This window comes from Staphylococcus sp. SB1-57 (assembly GCF_017086425.1).
GTDB lineage: Bacteria > Bacillota > Bacilli > Staphylococcales > Staphylococcaceae > Staphylococcus > Staphylococcus warneri_A.
Genome location: NZ_CP070964.1, coordinates 1,382,765 through 1,405,907 on the forward strand (window position 1 = coordinate 1,382,765; position 23,143 = coordinate 1,405,907).

Annotated in this window: 17 protein-coding genes and 1 pseudogene; 4 read left to right on the plus strand and 14 right to left on the minus strand. The window is 31.8% G+C overall.

What is annotated here, in order from left to right; all coding sequences use genetic code 11:
- Position 1 precedes the first annotated feature (1 nt).
- The 6 genes and pseudogenes from JX000_RS06875 to JX000_RS06900 form a co-directional block, all read right to left on the minus strand.
- Positions 2–622: a phosphoribosylanthranilate isomerase gene (locus tag JX000_RS06875; protein WP_124228324.1), complete on the minus strand. Its 621-nt coding sequence runs from the start codon at positions 620–622 to the stop codon at positions 2–4.
- Positions 613–1,413, minus strand: coding sequence for an indole-3-glycerol phosphate synthase TrpC (gene trpC, locus JX000_RS06880; protein WP_145505243.1), 801 nt, complete (start codon positions 1,411–1,413; stop codon positions 613–615). Before trpC ends, JX000_RS06875 begins: the two co-directional genes overlap by 10 nt.
- Complete coding sequence (trpD, locus tag JX000_RS06885) at positions 1,414–2,412, minus strand: anthranilate phosphoribosyltransferase (protein WP_206140542.1); 999 nt, start codon at positions 2,410–2,412, stop codon at positions 1,414–1,416. It lies immediately after the preceding gene.
- Complete coding sequence (locus JX000_RS06890) at positions 2,413–2,988, minus strand: anthranilate synthase component II (RefSeq protein WP_206140543.1); 576 nt, start codon at positions 2,986–2,988, stop codon at positions 2,413–2,415.
- Positions 2,985–4,390, minus strand: a pseudogene (locus JX000_RS06895) (anthranilate synthase component I). The gene JX000_RS06890 and the pseudogene JX000_RS06895 overlap by 4 nt, the downstream one beginning before the upstream one ends.
- 592 nt (positions 4,391–4,982) lie before the next feature.
- Positions 4,983–6,017, minus strand: coding sequence for a M42 family metallopeptidase (locus JX000_RS06900; protein WP_002451328.1), 1,035 nt, complete (start codon positions 6,015–6,017; stop codon positions 4,983–4,985).
- 144 nt (positions 6,018–6,161) lie between these two features.
- Between JX000_RS06900 and JX000_RS06905 the strand changes: the two genes are divergently transcribed.
- Positions 6,162–7,253 (plus strand): prephenate dehydrogenase, encoded by a 1,092-nt coding sequence (locus JX000_RS06905; RefSeq protein ID WP_206140544.1) that lies wholly within the window; start codon positions 6,162–6,164, stop codon positions 7,251–7,253.
- Between the two features lie 99 nt (positions 7,254–7,352).
- Here JX000_RS06905 and JX000_RS06910 read toward each other — a convergent pair whose 3' ends face one another.
- On the minus strand, positions 7,353–8,615 hold the full coding sequence (locus JX000_RS06910) for a Y-family DNA polymerase (RefSeq protein ID WP_049423503.1): 1,263 nt from the start codon (positions 8,613–8,615) through the stop codon (positions 7,353–7,355).
- Positions 8,616–8,766: 151 nt separating this feature from the next.
- Between JX000_RS06910 and JX000_RS06915 the strand changes: the two genes are divergently transcribed.
- Entirely contained in the window at positions 8,767–8,952 is a 186-nt protein-coding gene (locus JX000_RS06915) for a 2-hydroxymuconate tautomerase (protein ID WP_002451325.1), read from the plus strand.
- A gap of 50 nt (positions 8,953–9,002) precedes the next feature.
- Here the strand turns inward: JX000_RS06915 and JX000_RS06920 are convergent, their stop codons facing one another.
- A complete protein-coding gene (locus JX000_RS06920) occupies positions 9,003–10,007 on the minus strand; it encodes an LCP family protein (protein WP_023375268.1) in 1,005 nt (334 codons plus the stop codon).
- Positions 10,008–10,143: 136 nt separating this feature from the next.
- Between JX000_RS06920 and msrA the strand changes: the two genes are divergently transcribed.
- Positions 10,144–10,656, plus strand: coding sequence for a peptide-methionine (S)-S-oxide reductase MsrA (gene msrA, locus JX000_RS06925; protein ID WP_206140545.1), 513 nt, complete (start codon positions 10,144–10,146; stop codon positions 10,654–10,656).
- A gap of 78 nt (positions 10,657–10,734) precedes the next feature.
- On the opposite strand, the gene mprF is transcribed toward msrA, so the two are convergent.
- From mprF to parE, 6 genes are all read right to left on the minus strand, one after another.
- A complete protein-coding gene (gene mprF / locus JX000_RS06930; RefSeq protein ID WP_002451322.1) occupies positions 10,735–13,257 on the minus strand; it encodes a bifunctional lysylphosphatidylglycerol flippase/synthetase MprF in 2,523 nt (840 codons plus the stop codon).
- A 246-nt stretch (positions 13,258–13,503) separates the two neighbouring features.
- Positions 13,504–14,670, minus strand: coding sequence for an AI-2E family transporter (locus JX000_RS06935; RefSeq protein WP_206141004.1), 1,167 nt, complete (start codon positions 14,668–14,670; stop codon positions 13,504–13,506).
- 273 nt (positions 14,671–14,943) lie between these two features.
- The gene (gene glcT / locus JX000_RS06940; protein WP_206140546.1) at positions 14,944–15,792 is read right to left on the minus strand and encodes a glucose PTS transporter transcription antiterminator GlcT; all 849 of its coding nucleotides are present in this window, start codon (positions 15,790–15,792) and stop codon (positions 14,944–14,946) included.
- 231 nt (positions 15,793–16,023) lie between these two features.
- Positions 16,024–17,493 carry a glutamine transporter AlsT gene (gene alsT, locus JX000_RS06945; protein ID WP_002451318.1) on the minus strand — a complete coding sequence of 490 codons (1,470 nt, stop codon included), beginning with the start codon at positions 17,491–17,493 and terminating at the stop codon, positions 16,024–16,026.
- 202 nt (positions 17,494–17,695) lie between these two features.
- On the minus strand, positions 17,696–20,101 hold the full coding sequence (gene parC, locus JX000_RS06950; RefSeq protein ID WP_002451317.1) for a DNA topoisomerase IV subunit A: 2,406 nt from the start codon (positions 20,099–20,101) through the stop codon (positions 17,696–17,698).
- Positions 20,098–22,092, minus strand: a complete 1,995-nt coding sequence (gene parE / locus JX000_RS06955) for a DNA topoisomerase IV subunit B (protein WP_185285775.1) — start codon at positions 22,090–22,092, stop codon at positions 20,098–20,100. Before parE ends, parC begins: the two co-directional genes overlap by 4 nt.
- Before the next feature lie 209 nt (positions 22,093–22,301).
- Between parE and plsY the strand changes: the two genes are divergently transcribed.
- Positions 22,302–22,910, plus strand: a complete 609-nt coding sequence (gene plsY, locus JX000_RS06960) for a glycerol-3-phosphate 1-O-acyltransferase PlsY (RefSeq protein ID WP_023375260.1) — start codon at positions 22,302–22,304, stop codon at positions 22,908–22,910.
- Positions 22,911–23,143 lie beyond the last annotated feature (233 nt).

The window sequence follows — 23,143 nt, forward strand, 5'->3', positions numbered from 1 at the left end:
TTTATTCTCCTTTCACAATGTTAACGATTGTTTTCATTTTTTTGACATCTTTATGATGCTTGATTTCAATGCCAAAGGCTACATCATAGCCACTGTGTTGCAATGATAAATGTTGAATATGTTTGATATGTTGATCAGTTAATCCTCCTGCAATTAAAAATGATATACCTTTGATATTATCTAATAGATGCCAATCATAGGTTTGCCCCGTACCTCCAAATTGGTCTGAAGGAGTATCAATAATAAAAAAGTCTACAGCTTCTTTGTAATAAACTATTTGATCTTGCAACTTTTGATGTGCAGGCAATGCTTTAATAACTTTAATATGGGGATATTGTGATTTTGTCCATTTCATGATTTCTATCGGTTCATTGCCATGAAATTGAATTATGTTGATATTTGTATGTGTCACAAGATTTTGAATTTGTGTTTGATCTGGATTGACTAATACTACTACACGGTCAATATAACTAGGTACGAGTGTGGTTAATTGCTGAATTTGATTCATGTCGCAATGGCGACGGCTATTTGGAAAATGAATAAACCCAATCGCATCTATAGGCAATTCAATCGCTTTAAGTACATCTTCTTTACTTTTAAAACCACAAAATTTTAAATACATGATTTCACCTTTTTCAACTTTAATTGTGGTAAAAATTGACTTAAATCGTCGCATTTCATTAATGCTTCACCAATAAGTAACCCATCGATACCGGAGTGAACAATTTTCTCTACATCTGATTGATTGTGAATACCACTTTCAGAAATATAGTAAAAGTCATCTTTTTTATGTGCTAATATCTGATTTGTGTGGGCTACATCTGTCACAAATCGCTTTAAGTCTCTATTATTAACACCTATGATTTCTGGTTTAAGCTCGTAAGCTCTTTGCAGTTCTTGACTATCATGAACTTCTACTAATACTTCTAAATCTAATTGACAGGCATAGTGATATAAACGATGGAGTTGTTCATCCGTTAAAATATTAACAATGAGTAGAATGATTGATGCAACTGCTGCTTTAGCTACATCAATTTGAATTTCATCTATCACAAAATCTTTACATAATACGGGTAATGACGTTTGTTTAGATAGTTGTTGTAATCGTTCGAAACTGCCACCAAAATAACGTTCATCCGTTAAGATAGAAATGGCATTGGCTCCATAAGTTTCATAATCTTTAATTTGTTGTGTCAAATTACGTTCAGGTAATTGCTTTACAGTTGGACTTTTCGATTTAATTTCTGCAATAATAGATAATTCTTTGTCATTTACTAAACTCGATTTCAAGGTGTTCTTTTTAGATGGTTGATTACATTGAGTATCTTTATTTATAGTTTTAAGTTTTTCATGATAATAATGACTAGATAATAATTCTTTTTTATATAATACAATTTCGTCTAATATTGTCATTTAATTCTCCACCATTCTTAAATATTGTTTCATAGCTGTTCCATCATCTATGAGTTGTTGTGCAAGTTGAACACCTGTTGCAATATCATTCACCTTTTCTGATACGTATAAAGCTATGCCAGCATTGAGCACCACTACATCTCTCTTACTCGAATGATCTTGGCCGTTTAAAATATTTACCGCAATGGCTTTGTTTTCTTCTGGTGTGCCACCTTTTAATGTGTCGTTAGCTGCGTTTTTTAAGCCAAAGTCTTTAGCATTAATCGTATAATGTTGAATATATTGGCCAGCATTGACTTCATATATTAAATTGTCACCAGATAAACTTGCTTCATCCATACCACCAGCACCATGTATTACGACTGCTTTTTTACGTCCTAAATCTTTTACAGTTTGTGCCACATTTGCCAATTGAGATCGATCATAGATACCCATAGTTTGATATGTTAGTTTGAACGGGTTAATTAAAGGTCCCACAAGATTAAATATGGTTGGTTTAGTTATCATTTTTCTAATAGGTTGAATATATTTCATAATTGGATAAGATTCTGTCGCACTTACAAATGCTAAATGGTATCGATTTAATTGTTGGGTCACATCTTTAACTGGTGTGGTTTTAATATTTAATTGGTCTAGCAAATCTGTACTACCGGAATTTGAAGTGATACTTTTATTTCCGTGTTTAATGATTGATGAACCCGCACTAGCTACGACAAATGAAGCGGTCGTTGATATATTAAAACTTCCCGAACGATCACCACCAGTTCCACAAATACACATCGAGCCTTCATAAACAGGTTGTTCTTTATACATCGTTTTGATTAAACTTTGAGCTAAAAATGTTAATTCAGTTTGTTGCATTTCTTTTTCTGTATATGATTTCAAAGCCTTATATTTGATTTGATTTTCAATTTGAGGATTAATCATTAAATCGATAAACGCCTTCATATCTTGTTGGTTTAAATGTTGTTGCTGTTCTAATTGTTGTAAAATTCCCATCTAATCATCCTTTACTACTAAGTTAATAAAATTCTTAATTACATCTTCTCCATACTCCGTCGCGAATGACTCTGGATGATATTGAATACCAAAATGTAAATGATTGATATGTTCAAATGATTGTATGCAATCAGATGTCTCTCCTGTCACGACTAAAGTGTCTGGAAATTGCTTCCTATCACTGACGAGCGAATGATATCTCATGATATTAAATATACTTGGTAAATTGGTATATAGTATGGAGGGCTTTTGAAGAATGACTTGATCTACCTTACCGTGCATGACGGATTTACCTTGTATCACTCGACCTCCGTAATAACATGTGAGTGCTTGAGCACCCAAACATACGCCTAAAATCGGCTTATCTTTATATTGATGAATAATTTTAAGTAATAAATCATTGTCTAAAGGATGTCCTGGCCCTGGTGAAATAATGACACCTTCTACATCTTGATGTATAACTTGCTCATCATCTGGATATAATACTTTGACTTTATTTTGATTCGATATACATTGGGCTACTATATCTACTAAGTTATAGGTGAATGAATCATAGTTATCTACGATTAATATCATGGCGACACCTCCAATAAACTTTTAGCTTTTAGTTTAGTTTCTTCTAATTCCTTATATGGCTCTGAATCATACACAACACCACAGCCAGCTTCTACATTGATATATGTCTCATCTACCATCATCGTTCTTATAGCTAATGCTAAATCTAAGTTATGATTACAGTTAATATAACCAATACCACCGCTATAAACGCCTCGCTTATGTGGCATAACTTCATTATTCTTTGAATAGCTCTTGATTTAGGTGCACCAGATACAGTTCCTGTAGGTAATAGACTTGCGATTACAGACATAGGTGAAATATTATTCTTAATTTCGCCTGTTACTTCACTTACAATGTGCATGACATGTTCATATTTTTCGATTTCCATTAATTTCTTGATATGTGATGTGCCCGTTTTACAGATTCGATGAATATCATTTCTACCTAAGTCAACGAGCATACTATGCTCACTTTTTTCTTTTTCATCGTTAATGAGTTGATGCGCATTGTTTTGATCTTCCTCTGGTGTTCGTCCTCTTCGTATTGTTCCAGCAATAGGGTTTGTGACAACTGTTCCATTTTGAACTTTGACAAAGCTTTCAGGTGAACTGCCAATGATTATTGGTTTCTCCATATTGATGTAATACATATATGGACTCGGATTTTGCCTTTTGAGATTTTGATATAACTGGAACGATAATGCTTGTAATTGATTATTAAAGTGATGTTTGTATCGATAAATACGTGATGGAACAACTTGGAACATATCCCCTTCTGTTATTTTCTTTTTTAAATCACTCACTATATTCATAAAATGTTGTTCACTCACGTTTGCTTCGATTTGTTTATCTTGAACTTGAAATGAAACTTTGGGTTGATATACTTGGATTGCTTTAAGATCCTCAATACGTTCTTTGACTCGTTGTATTAATACGTCTTGTTTAACTTGAGAAAATAAATTTGTACTAATGATGTAAAGTTCATCCTTGTAGTGATCAAATACATAAACATCTTCAATCATATAGAATTTGACGTCATGTTGAGGATGATCTTCTAACTCAATTTGCTTTAATATTGGAAATTCATGTCTTACTAAATCAAAGCTACAAGTGCCAATAAAACCTGAAATAAAAGGTAATTCTTGTAGTGTTTGATCTTCAATGTCAGCATAATAACTATTCACAAATTCCTTTAAGTATTGATAAGGCTTTTCTGTTTTAGTTTCTTTCTTTTGTTGAGTAATAATTTGAAGTTGTTTATTGTCTAATGTGACTTTGCCATAACTATCAAAAACGACAATAGAATATCGCCCTTTTAGTTTTTCTTGGCTCGTGCTTTCTAATATGATTTTGTTGTGCTTAAGTTGAGCTAATGTTTCTGGTGTAATATTGGCCTGTAACTTTTCATAATATAGTTCCAATTCAATTCACTCCTTTATTATTTCAGTTTGCTTAAACTTTATTGAAAGTGATTTTGGTTTGTTAGGTATACTTAATTTTTAAAGTTTAAAGTAATGCTTCGATTGTTAAATATAAAAAATCAGCCTCCTATAAAAGGACGCTGACGCGTGGTACCACCTTAATTAACGCAATATTCTTAATATTCGGAATATTATACGTTCACTCTTTGTTAATATTTAGTTGTTATGGTACAAAACCCAATTTCATTTATAGTGGTGTTAGTTCTCATCACCCACTAACTTTCTGACACTACCTTACTATAAACTACTACATTTTGTAAGAAATAAAAGCACCACGATACGCGTAAAATCAATAAGGACGCGTTACCGTGGTGCCACCTTAGTTAACAAATATTTCTTGTTCACTTTAATGCTATTTAATTTTATATTCGAAAGCCCAATTCACTAAATATGATGTGCTAATTTTCATTACCCATTAGCTTTCTATTTGCTACAGTTCATATTCGCTACTTTATCTTTCGAATTGTTTAACAATTCTAATTATTTAGTATAATACATCCCTTAAATATTTTTGTCAACGCTAAATCTTATTTTATTTGTTAATCGGAGACATACAATACGCATATAATAAATTTTGAGTTGCTTCAATTGATTCAATATGCGTTCTTTCTAAAGCATGCGAGGACTCTATGCCTGCTCCAAATAAACCATGTCTTATATCAGCTCCTGCTCTTAGTGCTGTAGTAGCATCAGAGGTATAATATGGGTATATATCCACTTTATATGGAATATCATTCATTTTACATAGTTGCACAAGTTGTGAACGAAGCCCTTTATGGTAAGGTCCAGAACTATCTTTTGCACAGATAGATACGGTATATTCATCTGAAGATTGACCATCACCTAATGCACCCATGTCCAATGCGATAAAATCTACAATATTTTCTGATAATGAAGCATTTGCGCCATAGCCAATCTCTTCATTATTTGAAATATAAAATTGAGTTGTGTGTGGTAGCTTAATATTTTCTTCTTTAATTTTTTTCAATAATTCTATAATCATTGCTACGCTTGCTTTATCATCTAAGTGACGTGACTTAATAAATCCAGATTGAGTAATTTCAGTTCTTGGATCAAAGCTGACAAAGTCCCCTACATCTATGCCTAAGTCTTTCGTATCTTGAATTGAGTTTGTTTTTTCATCAATTCGAATTTCCATATGCTCTATATCTCTAGGTACTTTATGATTATTTTTATATACATGCACACTTGTTTCATGTAAACATATCGTTCCCGTATATATGTCGCCTGCCTCTGTTTGAATTTCACAGTATTCACCTTCAATCGCATTAAAGTGAAATCCTCCTATTAAATCAATTGCCAAACGTCCATCTTCTTTAATTTCTTTTACCATTGCACCTAACGTATCAACATGTGCTGTAATACATCGTTGCTGCTCTTGATTATCTCCCGCAACATTAATAATCAAAGCACCTTTATTCGTCAACTCTGTAGAATATCCTATGTCTTCTACTGTCTGCTTCACATATTGTATTGCTTTTTCAGCATTCCCAGATGGACTATTAATCTCTGTTAAAGTTTTGATTGTTTGTAGAATATCGCTCATTGTTATCCCCTTTCACATTTCTATGTTATTTAACTTTAGTTTAGACTATTTATTTGTTATATACTAATCATATTCTTATTGATTCCATAAACTTACTCATTTACAATATTAGTATTCTGAAAATTCCGAAACAGGTGATTACTTATGCAAAATATTTTATTTGTAGGACTTGGTTTGATTGGTGGGAGTTTAGCAAGTAATTTAAAATACTACCATCAAGACATTCATATTACAGCTTTTGATGCTGATGAATCTCAATTAGATAAGGCTTTATCTATTGGTATCATCGATGATAAAACAACTCATTATGAGCAAGCAATTAAAAAAGCTGACATGGTTATATATGCTACACCTGTCGAACAAACTGTTCATTACTTAGAACATTTACCACAACTCAATACTAAAACCAATTTAATCGTTACAGATACAGGAAGCACTAAATCAACTATTCAAGCATTTGAAAATATGTTGTTAAAACACGATATTCATCTCATTGGTGGACACCCGATGGCTGGTAGCCATAAGTCTGGTGTACTCAATGCTAAAAAACATCTATTTGAAAATGCTTACTATATTCTTGTATTTAATCAAGATGCTAATAAGCAGGCAGCAGAAAAGATTAAAGATTTACTAAAACCTACATTAGCGAAATTTATTTTCACTGATGCTAATGAACATGATTTCGTTACAGGTATCGTTAGTCATGTTCCTCATATTGTCGCATCAAGTTTAGTTCATCTCAGTGCTAATCAAGTAGAAAAACATCGTTTAGTACAACAATTAGCTGCAGGTGGATTCCGTGACATCACACGAATTGCTAGTAGTAACGCTGAAATGTGGAAAGATATTACATTAAATAATAAAACTTTCATCCTAGATATATTACAAGATTTACAAGATCAAATTTCCTCAATTTCATCTATGATATCTTCTTCTAATTCAGAAGATATTTATAACTTTTTTGCTCATGCAAAAGATTATCGCGATCAATTACCCACTAAACAACAAGGTGCACTTACTACTGCGTATGATCTGTATGTCGATATTCCGGATAAACCGGGTATGATTAACAAAGTTACTCACATACTAAGTTTACATAATATTTCTATAAGCAACTTAAAAATATTAGAAGTGCGTGAAGATATTTATGGTGCGCTACAAATTAGTTTTAAAAACCCTGAAGATCGAGAACGTGGTATTCAAGCATTAGATCAATTTGATACTTATATAGAATAGCAACTTCATTTATCAACCTGAGACACCTCAATGTAATGTCTTAGGTTGTTTTTTATTTTAGTATTTGAGAAATCCTCATCGCTATCGTGGAATACATTACTACATTTTATGTCCTGCCATGAGTCCTAAACGTCCATGTTTTGTACCAGCTTCAGTATAAGATATCGCTTTAGAAACAATGCCCTTTCCGTATTTCACATGTAAATGATCAATTGTTTTGGCTAATTTTTCATCTCTCTTACGCTCGTATTCATCGATGAATAAGTTCATTTGTCTTTCGTTTTCATCTATAAATTGTGTGAGTGACACACTTAATGTACGATATAAAGCCTGTTTGTCACATAATTGATTGGCAAAATAATTCACTACTTTAAAAATATCTTTTTCTAAGTTAGTTCCTTCTTCTAATGTATACTGCTTATTTACACCACCTTCATCACTATATCCAAATGAAAAATGTATGGTGCGTGCTAATTTTTTTCGTGCTCGAACTCTACTCGCTACATCCTCAATTAACTCTTGCATCACCACTTTCGCTTCTTCAAATTCGTAGTCTCTCATCAAAATTTGACTTTTACATATGGACGGATTATTCACTTTATATTTTTCTCTCATCTTACTTTGATCAATGCCATTAGCATGAAGATGCATATCTACGCCCAATATTCCAAAATCTCTTTTCAAATATTGATATGGATATTGAGCTAAATCACCTACTGTAAAAATACCTCTTTTATTTAATTTAGCTTCTGTTTTTCTATTAATTCCCCAAAAATCTCTTAACGGTTGAATAGGCCACAGCTTTTCAGGGACATGTTGATAACGCCATTCAGCTACACCATTTGCTGTATGCTTTGCTTCAATATCCATAGCCACTTTACTTAATAACATGTTTGAACCTATACCAATCGTACATCTAATACCTGTTTCTTCATGAATTTCTTTCTGTAATCTTTCGCAAAATGCTTGCACGGTTGAATTAAATCTATGATAACTATCTGTCACATCCATAAAAAATTCATCGATGCTATATTGATGTAAATCTTCAGGCGGCACATATCGCAAAGCAATCTTAGATATAGCAACTGATACGTTAAGATATTTTCTCATACTTGGATTAATGATATATATATCATTACGATGCGGTATTTCAAATAATCTTGATCCTGTCTTGACGCCTAATTCTTTAAGTTTAGGTGTCGCTGCTAACACCACCGAACCCTGTCTTTTAGTATCTGCGACTACTGCTAATTTTGTCGTTAGTGGATCTAACCCTTTCTCTATACAAGATACACTCGCAAAAAAACTCTTCTGATCAATACAAAGTACATCTCTATCTTCTAATAAATGATAGTCATACATGATTACCCCTCCCTAATACAATTTTATTATATACGAACAGGTGTTCTAGTTCAAGTACAAAAAGAACATTTGTTCTTGTTTATAAATATGTATTTTTATTGATAATTCATGCTATACTAAAGTTGTAATAAGAATATTGGAGGAATGACATATGCCAATCGTCAACGTTAAATTATTAGAAGGTCGTTCAGATGAACAACTTAAAGATTTAGTTACAGAAGTGACAGCAGCTGTAGAAAAAACAACAGGTGCCAATAAAGAAGCAATCCATGTCGTTATTGAAGAAATGAAGAAAAGTCATTATGGTGTTGCTGGTGTTAGAAAATCAGATCAATAAATATGTAAAGAGCCTCACATTGACATCGTCAATGTGAGGCTCTTTGAGTATTACTTTTTATTATTTTTATCATCGAAAAAATCTTGAATTGCTTTTTTGTTTTTCTCTTTATCAATTTGCAAGGCACTACCATCATTATTAGTAGTAATATCTTGATATGAGTTCTTAATAGGGACTGTTAATGAATCTACATTTTTATCGCCTCGAACACCGAAACTTATTCCAGTTTGGAACATCGCAGAATCAGGCATATCTGTATTAACATATCCTCTAAGAATCCCCGCTACTTTAGGCAACTTAGCAACTGTACCAAAATTCACTAATTCAGATTTAAGTGTTTGCATCACCTGTTGTTGACGACGTACACGCCCGAAATCGCCTTCTGCATCATGACGAAATCTAGCATAACCTAATAATTCTTTACCATTTAAACGATGATGTCCTTTTTTCAATGATACACCAATATTTTCAGACATATCTTTTTCAACATCCATTGGAACACCATTAGGTTCTAACTCATCTATCATTTTTTCGAAACCAGTAAAATCAACAACTGCATAATATTCAGGATTAATACCTAAGTTTTTATTTAAGGTTTTTCTTAATAATTCTGGTCCACCTAATGAATATGCAGCATTAATTTTATATTTATCGTAGCCAGGAATATCAGCATAAATATCACGCATTACTGACATCATTTTCATTTTTTTATGAATATAGTCATATTGAACAACCATAATTGAGTCTGTACGTGATTTACCGCCCTGTGCTTTATCTGCACCTAAAACTAATACAGAAATTTTACCGTCATTTTTTACTGGTCCGTTAAATTCATGTACTTTAATATCTTTCGCATGCTTTTCCGCATACTTTACACCACTATTATAACCATGAGCAATGTATGCAATTATAACGATGAGAATAATTAAAATAAATAAAATAATAAAAGGTAATTTGCGCACTCTCTTTTTCTTTCGTCGCCTAGAAGGTGGAGTTGATGTACCTGCTTGTCGTTTATACTCAGTTTCTTCTCTGTTATCCTTCTGTTCTCTCATATTTACCTACCTTATACCTTTAAAATTACAATTCTATCATCTATAATTAATATGTATTAACGTTATAGAAAAAGTATACAAAAAGCAAGGATTTTTTTAATAAATGGTACTAAGGTCCAATGAAAGGGTGTCATAAATGAATATAAATACTGCATATTTTGCGGGTGGGTGCTTTTGGTGTATGACAAAACCTTTTGATACATTTGATGGTATAGAACAAGTAACATCAGGATATATGGGTGGAGACATAGCCAACCCTACATATGAGCAGGTTAAAAGTGGCACTACTGGACACTATGAAACTGTCAAAGTTGAATATGATGTTGCGTTATTCTCATACAATAAATTATTAGAAATCTTTTTCTCTGTCATTGATCCACTAGATGACGAAGGTCAATTTCAAGATAGAGGGTCTCAGTATCAAACAGCTATTTTTTATTCCAACGAACATCAGAAAAAATTAGCTGAAGCGTATATCGCAGCAATGCAAGATACAAACAATGCAGATAAAGCGATTGCTACTAAAATTTTGCCTGCAACAACATTTTATAAAGCTGAAGCATATCATCAAGATTTTTATAAAAAGCAACCAGAAAGATATGCCAAAGAACAACAAGACCGTGAAAATTATAAGAAAAACTCAATCTAGTATAGATTGATATTGAAGATTAACACAAAAGCGATTGACGAAACCACTCAGTTTCATCAATCGCTTTTCATTGTATATTTATTTATGACGAATAACTCTCATCACTTTAATCATTGATTGCCATAAAGATGCATTTTTTCTATAAACTAAGAATCTCGGCTCCCAATTTGGACCATATTTTTCTTTATAACGTCTTAAACCTTGGAAACGATATAAACCGTTAAAATGTTCAAAGACTCTACCAGCTAGTCGTTCTCTAAGATATGAGTAATGCAATTGACCAACATTAGAAAGTGTTGCCATCCCCATATTAAATGAACGATAACCCTTTTCTTTTCCCCATGAAAGCATGTGTAAATATAGACCATCCATTAACGGTAAGTCTAATTCAGGTAACCAACGAATTAAATCAACTGAAATTGCATCATTAAAGTATGTTGGCATGAGTGTACAAAACGCAATGATTTTCCCTTCTTCATTACGCATAATACCAATTGGTGCTTTAGACAAATATGCTTCACTAAATTGACCTACTGAAAAATGCATTTCATTTCTGCCATCTAACCATTGATCACTCACATGTTGTAATGTTTCAATCATTTCTTTAGAAAATGGAGGTTCAATAACTTCAAATTTAATATTTAAATCATCAAACTTATTTAAAGTAGCTCTAAATCCACGACGTTTTTTACCTGAAGTCGTAAACGTTGTTAAATCAATAATTGCTTCTTCTCCTAATTTAAAGAATTGATTTCCAAAATTATGATAAAGTGGCATGAATCGATCGCTTACTTGATAAAAGATAATATCATAACCATAGTATTCTGCATATTCATAAAATGCTTCTAATAGAGATTCAAAGGATGAAACATCTCCAACTGGATCCCCTAAAACAACTAATGCATTAGATTTATATCGATACATTAAAAAGGCAGACTCATTATCATGAACAAAATAATCTTTATCTCCACTATAGATAAGATGTGTTAAATAATTACCACCATGTTCATGAATAATTTGTTCACAAATAGTTAAATCTTTATTTTGATTTGATTTGGCATAATGATAATCAAATAACCATGCAATTGACGCCACAATTAATGTAATTAAAGCTATTGTTATCCAGAAATAATATCTTAAAACTGTGGTATCAACTTCAAGATTATACACATCTAATGCATATAACGTGCTAGAGATTATAATATGATTGATATAAAGTACAATCAAACTGATGATTACTATTACAAATACGTTTTTTAGTCTCAATGGTCGTTTTAAAACTTTGGCACGTCGATAAGCAATAATTAGTAACACAAAAATAACTATTAACCATGTCAAAAGTAAGAAAGAAGCATAAGTATATATCGTTGCAGCAAAAATTAATACAACTGATATAATAGCAAAAATAATAGCACGTCGGCTTTGTTTAAATATGCCTTTAACATTTAACATTAATAATAGACAGGCACTAGTATGAACAGACAATGTTATATAATACACGAAGTGGTTATCATCATATAATCCATCATAAATAATAGTTAAATTATTAATGAAGAATATCACACTCGTTAAAAACACTAAAATTGCTAATGAAAATGATGGAATTTTAGATAAAATATCCTTTTGATATGACATTAAGAATGATGTGACATCTTTTGCAGGTACAAAATATTTAGAGCCTTCGATGTATTTCTTAGCAGTGTTACCAAATTCAAATGAAGATAATACTAATGCAATAGCTACTGGTACAAAGTAATATGCGAAACGATAAAGTAATAACGCTAATAAAATATTCTCCTCATTTATACCAAGTGATTTAAATCCGAGTAACACGACTAAATCAAATGCACCAAAGCCCCCAGGAATGAAACTTACTAGTCCTGACAAAGCTGCAATAATAAAGACTCCGATAAAATTCATAAATGAAATATCAATACCCACGATTAGTGCTGAGAAATAGAGAACTACAGCCGCCGCCATCCACTCTATACATGACACTAAAGTACAATAAACACCCATAAATCGATTATTTTTATCTGCGGGTTTCATAATAGTGTAAATAATAAATATTGGTAAAAATAAAGCAACAATATATAAAATCCAACGAACCCATGAAATTCGATCTAACATGTCAGATGCATTAAAAACATGAAAAACGACTAAAATCGATAATAAGCTAAGGCCTGTTAACATTGAAATGAGAATAATAGATATATAATGTACGAGTTTCTTATTATCTTCAGTATAATTTTTATAAACAAATGCTCTTAACCCGGCACCGATAAATCCACCGAATCCGACAATAGCATTTAAAGCATTAATAATATAACTCACTCTAAAAACTTTCGTTAAAGACATATCTAATTTTAAAGATTTGACAAGAATAATATCGTATAAAGATAAAATTAATAACGATGCTCCCCCACCGGCAAATAATAATACTAACCACAAACGATTGATTTTGCCAAATTGCATCAATGTATCTTTAAAATTAATGGTTGATAATTCTCGATATAATGTGAATACTACAAATATAAATAGAGCTGCAGCAAACACAAATTTTAAAATAGATAATAATTTACTTTTATTTTCTTGGGTCATTTTTTCACTTCGATTCTAATTAATTCTTCTATATAGCAAAAATATATCATAAGCATATGATAATTAGAATATAAATAACTCTAATTATACATAACATTATTGTCATATCTTATGTTAGCTAAAGTCACTACAATAAAACATTTTACTTTAATAAAAAAGGATATCTTAGAAATTAGTAAGCTAAGAACAATATTAAATGCCCTACTTGTTCTCACATTCATTTCTAAAGATATCCTTGTATCATAACTACTCAGAGTAGTCTTGATTTTTATTCAATTGATATTCCCCAGCATCTTCTCCATAGTAACGATTATATCTACGTTTGAATAATAGGAAGACATGAGAAACTAAAACTTTTAATACTGCATATCCAGGTATACCTAAAATAACACCTACAATACCTAACAGGTTACCTGCACATAATAAAATAAAGATAATTGTTAGAGGATGTATTTTTAAAGTTTTACCCATAATATTTGGCGAAATGAAGTGTCCTTCAAAGAACTGAACTAATGTCCAAACAATTGCCAATTTAAGTACCATTAATGGAGATGTAATAATAGCAATAATAATCGCTGGTGATATCGCAATTGTAGGACCTAAATATGGTACTACACTCGTTACAGCTGCGATACATGCAAGAATTAAACTATATTTTAATCCAATAATTGAATAACCGATAAATAATAATACACCTATACAGAATGAGACAATAATTTGTCCTTGAATATATGAACCTACTTGAACACTCATTTTTTCAAGCAAGTCATGAAAATCTTTTCTGAATTTTGGTGGCATAATATTAGTCGTAAAATCTTTGAACTTATGACCATCTTTTAACATAAAGAATAATACAAATGGCGTTGTTACAATAACTACACCAACATTAGCAACAGCTTCTGCAAAAGTTGCTAGTTTTGAACCAAAACCATCAAAATAATCTGATAACATTGTAGGTATTTTCTTCGTTAATGAATTAAGTTGGTCGTTGATTTGACTATAATAGCCAGCAAAAATTGAATTACTAGTTAATTTATTGATTGTATTCGCAAATTTTTTGAAATATTGAGGCGAATTATTAATAAAACTTCCTAATTGTGAGCCAATAACCGGAATTAATAAATTAACAATTAATGCTATAATTCCCACAATCGCAATATAAATAATCATAATACCCACTAATCGTGGTATACGATAACGTTCCATCAAATTCACAAGTGGATTAAACAAATAAAATATAATCAATGAAACAATAATAGGTGCAGCAATCGTATTAAATATAATAATAAACGGCTCAAACACATATGAAACTTTATCAAATATAAATATTACAATACCTAAAAGTACAAGTGCTAATAAGCCATAAATTAAATCATTGCCGCCTAAAAATCGCATAAATCTTGTTTCAGACATACTGAAATTAGTTTTAAACTTTCCAGATGCCTTATTTTCTGTAGTCTTATTTTCATTCGACATTTGACATCACCATACCTTCAAGTTACCTCTCTTTATTCAATTCATAAAACAATTAAGATGATTAAAATAACTAACACTTATCATAACATAATTCATACAACTAAGGCGTATAAAAAATTTAATAAAATAAATATAACTGGTTTCAATCATTGCATAGTTAATACTGCATCAATTTAATGAATAGAACTATTAAAATATAACTAAGTATGATTAATCACGATTGATTTGCGCTTCAAAATGGTGAATGTGTAATGTTAAATAAATCACTTCAGCTTCATTAATTGTAATATCGAATTCCATTTGAATCATTTTTAAAATTTTAAAAGCTGTGGAATAGCACTGTGGGTAATGCTTTTTAATCATTTCAATGAAATCATTTTGTGCATGAATCGCTTCATTCTGTTTCAAACGACGAATAAGGAACTGAACATGTCTAATAAAACGTTGATATTGTACTGAGGATTGATCAACTTGATGATTTAAATCAGATTCAATGATTGTAATACTCTTATTAATTAATTGATTGATTAACGACATTTCTCGCATGGATAATTCTTCTGAATTAGAAGCAATATGTAAAGCGATAAATCCAATTTCATCTTCTGGAAATTGAACATCTAATTGTTGATTGAGTCTTTCTATTACTTTGGCTGCTAATTGATATGCATCACTATATAAATACTTAGTCTCCATAGCAAACGGATTACTAATGAGTTGATTTTGTTTTAAACGTTTATACGCAAAAATAATATGATCAGTTAAGGCAACGACTAGATTTTTATCATCAATATCTAAAGTCGCGTTTGTGATTAAATTGACTGATTCTATGACTGCTTGCAGTACATGGTCATCCGCCATTTCAACCAATGTCTTATAATGCTCTTTATGTTTATCTTGATCAAGCTTATACACTTTTTCAATGGAAGCTGATTCATCTAAAATCAAACCTTGCTTTTTATTAAAGCCAATACCTTTTCCAATGAGTACAACTTCCTGATCTTTATTCGTGCATATGATAACGTTATTATTGAGAATTTTACTTATTTTGTATTTCCCCATCATTATCACCTTTCCTGCTCCATTATTAAAATTATAAAGCTAAATGATATAAATGAAAAGAAAATACATTTTTAAATCTTTTTATTTATAAAACTCAATTTTACTATTATCAAAGTACTTTAATTTCTAGTTACAAAAATTATCCTGCACAATACTAAAGAGTTCATAATCAATAACTTACGTTTTAATAAAAAAATCCTGAGACATTGATATACGTCTCAGGATTTATCATTACTTATTATTTTTATTTGCTTTATTTGTTGCATTGATACCCCAAGATTCAATTCCAAATAAGTTGATCTCAAGGTTTTCTGGTTTGAACACAGGATTTTTACCTGCTTTACGTTGCATTTGATAATCTTTCATTACTGCAAAAGCAATATTAGAAAGTCCAATAATAGAAACAATATTAACAATTGCCATTAGTCCCATAAATAAGTCTGCTGTACTCCATACTGTTTCAGTTTTAGCAACTGCACCAATGAATACAAGTACGACTACAAGACATCTAAAAATGAAAATAATTGTCTTATTATTTGAAAGGTATTCTATATTAGATTGTCCATAATAGTAGTTACCTACTACTGAAGAAAAGGCAAATAGTGTAATTGCAACGGTTAAGAAAATACCACCTGCTGAACCTAAATGTTCATTTAAAGCAGATTGTGTAACTGCCACACCTTGAGGTGCATTTTCTCCAAATTTTAATCCAGAATATAATAAAATCATGATTGCTGTAGCTGTACATACAAGCATAGTATCAAAGAATACACCTAATGATTGAATTAAACCTTGTTTAACTGGATGAGGTACGGCAGCTGTTGCTGCTGCGTTTGGTGCAGAACCCATACCTGCTTCATTTGAGAATAAACCACGTTTAATACCCTGTAATATAGCAGCACCTACAGCACCACCAGTTACTTGTTCAAAACCAAAAGCACTTTTGATAATAGTACCAATCATTGGAACGATTTGATCTAAGTTTAATAGTAAAATGATTAAAACCATACCAATGTATATGATCGCCATAATAGGAACGATTAATGATGATAATGTCGCAATACTTCGAACACCACCAAAAATAATGATAGCTGTAATGACAGCTAGTACAATTCCTGTAATAACTGGGCTAATATGATACTGAGTATTTAATGATTCAGCAATCGTATTTGATTGAACTGTATTAAACACAAATGCGAAGGTAACTGTGATTAGAATCGCAAATACAATACCTAGCCATTTTTGGTTTAATCCTTTAGTTATGTAATATGCTGGTCCGCCTCGGAACCCACCATCTTTATCATGTACTTTATAAATCTGTGCTAATGTTGCTTCCATAAATGCACTTGCTGCACCTATAAATGCAATAATCCACATCCAAAATACTGCACCAGGGCCACCTAATACAATTGCTGTTGCTACACCAGCAATGTTTCCTGTACCAACCCTTGAACCTGCACTAATTGCAAATGCTTGGAAAGGCGAAATACCTTTTTCGCCACTTTCTAATGTTTCAGGTTTCTCAACTAATGCTCTAAACATTTCAGGTAACATGCGAAGTTGCACAAATTTAGAACTGATAGTAAAGAAGAAACCAGCTGTAAGTAACAATCCAATTAGATATTGAGACCAAATTAAATCATTCCCTACTTGGACAAAATCTTTAAACCAACCAGGAATTAAACTATCAAAATCTTTCAAATAAATCCCTCTCATCTATAAATAAAATTCATATCTTAAAAATTCAAGAGATTCATATTATCATATAGCAATCTAATTAAATAATGATTCAAAGTATCAATACTTAACACTAGATTGTTCAATTTAATATAAACCTCTTGAACGCTTTAATTGTTATTATTATATTTTATTCTATCATCTTATTCATGTATTGCATATACTTTTATTGTAAGTACATACCTTTAACTTCACCAAAATCATCAATATCTACAATAAACGAACCGTTCGTATATTGTTCAGATTTGTGAATTGACGCAATTTCGCCACTCTCTTGATTGTTATCTGAGTATAATGTATATGTCGTATGATTAGCGCGGACAACATCAGCTGCTACAATTCGATGCGGCGCCTTTTTCAATTCTTTAAGTAAAGTTATACCTCTTTGTGCACGTTTAGCTTCTTGTAATACTTTGAATCCAATATGCTTAATTGCACCACGTTGAGTAGCCATCATCACTGATTCTGAGTGGTTAATCATTTGAGTCATTACTACGAAATCTTCATCTTTTAAATTAATAGATTTAACACCAGCAGCACGAAGACCTGTATCAGATAGTTCATTTGTAGAATAAGTTAGTGACATACCTTTGTGCGTAACCACTGTAATCAATTGATCTGATTCTACTCGCATGATGTTAATCACTTCATCTTGTTCTTTTACTTTCATAGCAATTAATGGCTTGTTATAGCGTGTCGTTTTAAACTGCGGAACGCTACTTTTCTTAATCATGCCGTTGCGCGTAGCCATAATATAAAAGGCTTCGCGTTGGTTAAAGTCTTTCTCATTAAACACATCAATCACTTGTTCATCTTCATCAATAGAAACAATTTGTGACACATGTTGTCCTAACTCTTTCCATCTAATTTCAGCTAATTTATGAACAGGAATGAATAAATATCTACCCTTATTTGTAAACACGAGTGCAGTATCCTGGGTATTTACATCAAGATACTTTAATAAGCTGTCCCCGTCTTTTAAGCCTACTTCAGAAACGCCACTTGCGTTAAAACTTCGTGTGGACGTACGTTTAATATAACCATGTCTTGTCAAGCTCAATACTACTTCTTCACTTGGTACCATAACTTCTTTATCAATTTTAATTTCAGAAATTTCCGCTTCAATTGTAGAAAGACGATCTGTTTTAAATTTCTTTCTAATTTCAGTCAATTCATTTTTAATCACATTTAATAATGCATCGTGATCATCTAAGATATGACGTAAATCTTTGATTAAATTCGATAATTCATCATGCTCTTGTTCTAAAGCAACAATATCGGTATTTGTTAAACGATAAAGTTGTAACATCACAATCGCTTCTGCTTGAGCTTCAGTAAAGTCAAATTCAGCAACTAAGTTATCTTTAGCATCTTTTTTATTTTTAGAATTACGAATAAGTGCGATGACTTCATCCAATATTGACAATGCTTTCATTAAACCTTCAACAATATGCATGCGTTTTTCAGCATGTTCTAAATCAAATTTAGTTCTATTGGCCACCACTTCAATTTGGTGATTGATATAACTATCAATAATTTGTTTAATACCCATTAATTTTGGTCGGCCGTCACTAATTGCTACCATATTAAAGTTGTAAGATATTTGTAAGTCAGAATTTTTATATAAGAAATTTTTGATTGCTTCGCTATTAACATCTTTTTTAAGTTCTATAGCAATACGTAAGCCAGTTCTATCCGTTTCATCTCGAACTTCAACAATACCGTCAACTTTCTTATCCGCACGTAATTCATCAATACGTTTAACTAGACTACTTTTATTCACTTCGTACGGAATTTCAGTCACAATCAATTCTTTACGTCCATTGCGTAGTTCTTCTTCGTCTACTTTTGAACGTACCACAATCTTACCTTTACCTGATTCATATGCCTTTTTGATACCATCTAGACCTTGAATAATGCCTCCAGTTGGAAAATCAGGGCCTTTCATGTATTTCATTAATTGGCTCACAGTAATATCAGGATTATCAATATATTTTAAAGTCGCTTGAATAACCTCACCAAGATTATGTGGTGGAATATCAGTTGCATAACCTGCTGAAATACCAGTAGAGCCATTAATTAATAAATTAGGGAATCTAGCAGGTAATACCATAGGCTCTAATGTTGTATCATCATAGTTTGGAATAAATGACACGGTTTCTTTATTGATATCTCTTAACAGTTCCTCAGATAATTGACTTAGCTTAGCTTCTGTATAACGCATCGCTGCTGGTGGGTCATTATCAATACTACCATTGTTACCATGCATTTCGATTAAGACATGTCGTAACTTCCAATCTTGACTTAAGCGCACCATGGCATCATATACTGAAGAGTCACCATGAGGATGATACTGACCAATGACATCCCCGACAGTTTTAGCACTTTTACGGAAATTTTTGTCGAATGTATTACCACTTGAATACATCGCGTATAGAATACGACGCTGTACTGGTTTAAGCCCGTCACGAACATCTGGTAATGCTCTCTCTTGGATAATATATTTACTATATCGTCCAAAACGGTCACCTATTACATCTTCAAGTGATAAATCTTGAATTATCTCACTCAATTCGTTTCATCCTCCTCATAGGTTTCATTTTCCAAAATTTGAACTTCAGTATTATCTAAAATACTTAAATCTTCTTGCATACCAAATTCAACATGATTTTCAATCCATTCTCTACGTGGAGCTACTTTATCTCCCATTAACGTTGTTACACGTTTTGAAGAGCGTACTTCATCTTCAACTTGAACTCGAATCAACGTACGTGTATCTGGATTCATTGTTGTTTCCCATAATTGTTCAGGGTTCATTTCACCTAAACCTTTGTAACGTTGTAATGAGAATCCTTTACCAAGTTGCTTTTGTAATTTATCTAATTCATCATCTGTCCAAGCATATTCTACTTTCTTAGATTTACCTTTACCTTTTTCTAATTTATAAAGTGGAGGTAATGCTATAAAGACTCGACCTGCTTGTACTAAAGGTTTCATATATTTGAAGAAGAACGTTAATAATAACACTTGAATATGAGCACCATCTGTATCAGCATCGGTCATAATGATAATTCGACTATAATTACTATCTTCAATTTTAAATTCATTACCAACACCTGCACCAATGGTATGAATAATCGTGTTGATCTCTTCATTTTTGAAGATATCTTCTAATCTAGCTTTTTCAGTATTAATGACTTTACCTCTTAATGGGAGTATCGCTTGAAATTTACGATCACGACCAAGTTTAGCCGAACCACCAGCAGAGTCACCCTCTACTAAATAAAGTTCATTTTTCTCTGTATTTTTACTTTGAGCAGGTGTTAATTTACCTGATAATAAAGTATCTTTTCGTTTGTTCTTTTTACCAGAACGTGCATCTTCACGTGCTTTACGTGCAGCTTCTCTAGCTTGTTGTGCTTTAATCGCTTTCTTCACAAGCGATTTAGACAATTGTCCTTTTTCTTCAAGATAAAATGGTAATTTTTCAGAAACAACTGAATCTACGGCACTTCTAGCTTCTGATGTACCTAATTTAGATTTAGTTTGTCCTTCGAATTGTAATAACTCTTCAGGAATTCTTACAGAAACGATAGCTGTTAATCCTTCACGTATATCATTTCCATCTAAATTTTTATCTTTTTCTTTTAATTCATTGATACGTCTCGCATAATCGTTAAATACACGAGTCATAGCCGTTTTAAATCCGACTTCATGTGTACCGCCATCTTTAGTACGCACATTATTTACGAAACTTAAAATACTTTCAGAATATTGATCGTTATATTGGAAAGCCACATCAACTTCGATGCCATTAGATGTACCTGTAAAAGTTGTGACATCATGAAGAACTTCTTTACCTTCATTGACATAACTTACAAATTCTTTAATACCTTCTTCGTAATGGTAATATTCTTCTCTTTCTTTACCACGACGTAAATCAATTAATTTAATTTTTAAGTTTTTTAATAAGAATGCAGATTCTTGTAAACGCTCACTTAGAACATCAAAATTAAATGATGTTGTGGCTTTGAAAATTTCAGGATCTGGTTTAAACGTTACTTTTGTACCCGTTTTCTTTGTTTTTCCTTCTTTGAGTAACCCTGTCGCAGGCACACCACCATCTTTAAAACTCTGTTTATAAATATTACCGTCTCTATGAATTTCAACTTCTAACCATTCACTTAGTGCATTAACTACCGACGCACCAACACCGTGTAGTCCACCAGATGTTTTATATCCACCTTGGCCAAATTTGCCTCCAGCATGTAATATGGTAAAGATAACCTGAACAGTTGGTTTACCTGAAGCGTGAATACCTGTTGGCATCCCACGACCATTATCTTCTATTGAAATACTATCATCTTGGTTTAGGATAACTGTTATTTCATCCCCGTAACCATTTAATACTTCATCGACGGAGTTATCGACAACTTCATATACTAGATGATGCAATCCACGTTTATCAGTTGATCCTATATACATCCCCGGTCTTTTTCTAACAGCTTCAAGACCTTCTAAAACCTGTATAGAATCATCTGAATAATGATTTTGTTTATTCATTGCCAATGATTTCGCCCTCCTACAAACGTACGTTCGTTTTTAAAACTATACAATAGTTATTCTTATATAAATCTGTATAAATTGCAAGTATCATCTTGATAATTCAGTTTATTTTAATGATTATTCATTTTTAAATTATCAATTTTTATTGTTCTAAAATAAGGGGTATATGGTAAAATAGTGCTAAGTTACTAAAGGATGTGTATTTTATGATGATCGTCGTCATGTTAATACTAAGTTATCTTATTGGTGCTTTTCCAAGTGGTTTGGTTATTGGAAAGCTATTCTTTAAGAAAGATATAAGACAATTTGGTAGTGGCAATACTGGAGCAACAAATAGTTTTAGGGTATTAGGTAGACCAGCAGGATTTGTGGTAACCTTCTTAGATATATTTAAAGGGTTTATCACTGTATTCTTCCCTATTTGGTTACCAGTACATGCTGATGGACCTATAAGTACATTCTTTACCAACGGACTAATTGTAGGTTTATTCGCAATACTTGGCCATGTATATCCTATATATTTAAAATTTAAAGGTGGTAAAGCAGTTGCTACGAGTGCTGGGGTAGTTTTAGGAGTCAATCCCATTTTATTATTAATTTTAGCTGCAATTTTCTTTTTAGTGCTAAAAACATTTAAATACGTGTCCTTATCAAGTATCGTAGCAGCCATTTGTTGTGTGATAGGTTCACTCATTATACAGGACTACATTTTACTTGCAGTCAGTGGAATTGTTTCTATAATTTTAATTATACGCCACAAAACAAATATTGTCCGTATCTTTAAAGGTGAAGAACCTAAGATAACATGGATGTAAATTAAATAAACAAAGTTATGAGCGCTTAGTTAGGTATTTGTTAAATAGATATCTTACTAAGCGCTTTTCTATATTGTAATCAATTGTACACAGATGATTTTATATTTTTGTAAGTATTACGTTTTAAATATAGTGTTTAAAAATATATTAGAATGATAGGCTATGCTATAATTCTAATATCACTAAAATTGACAATCCATCTAGTAAAATATAGAGATTTAATATGGAGGAGA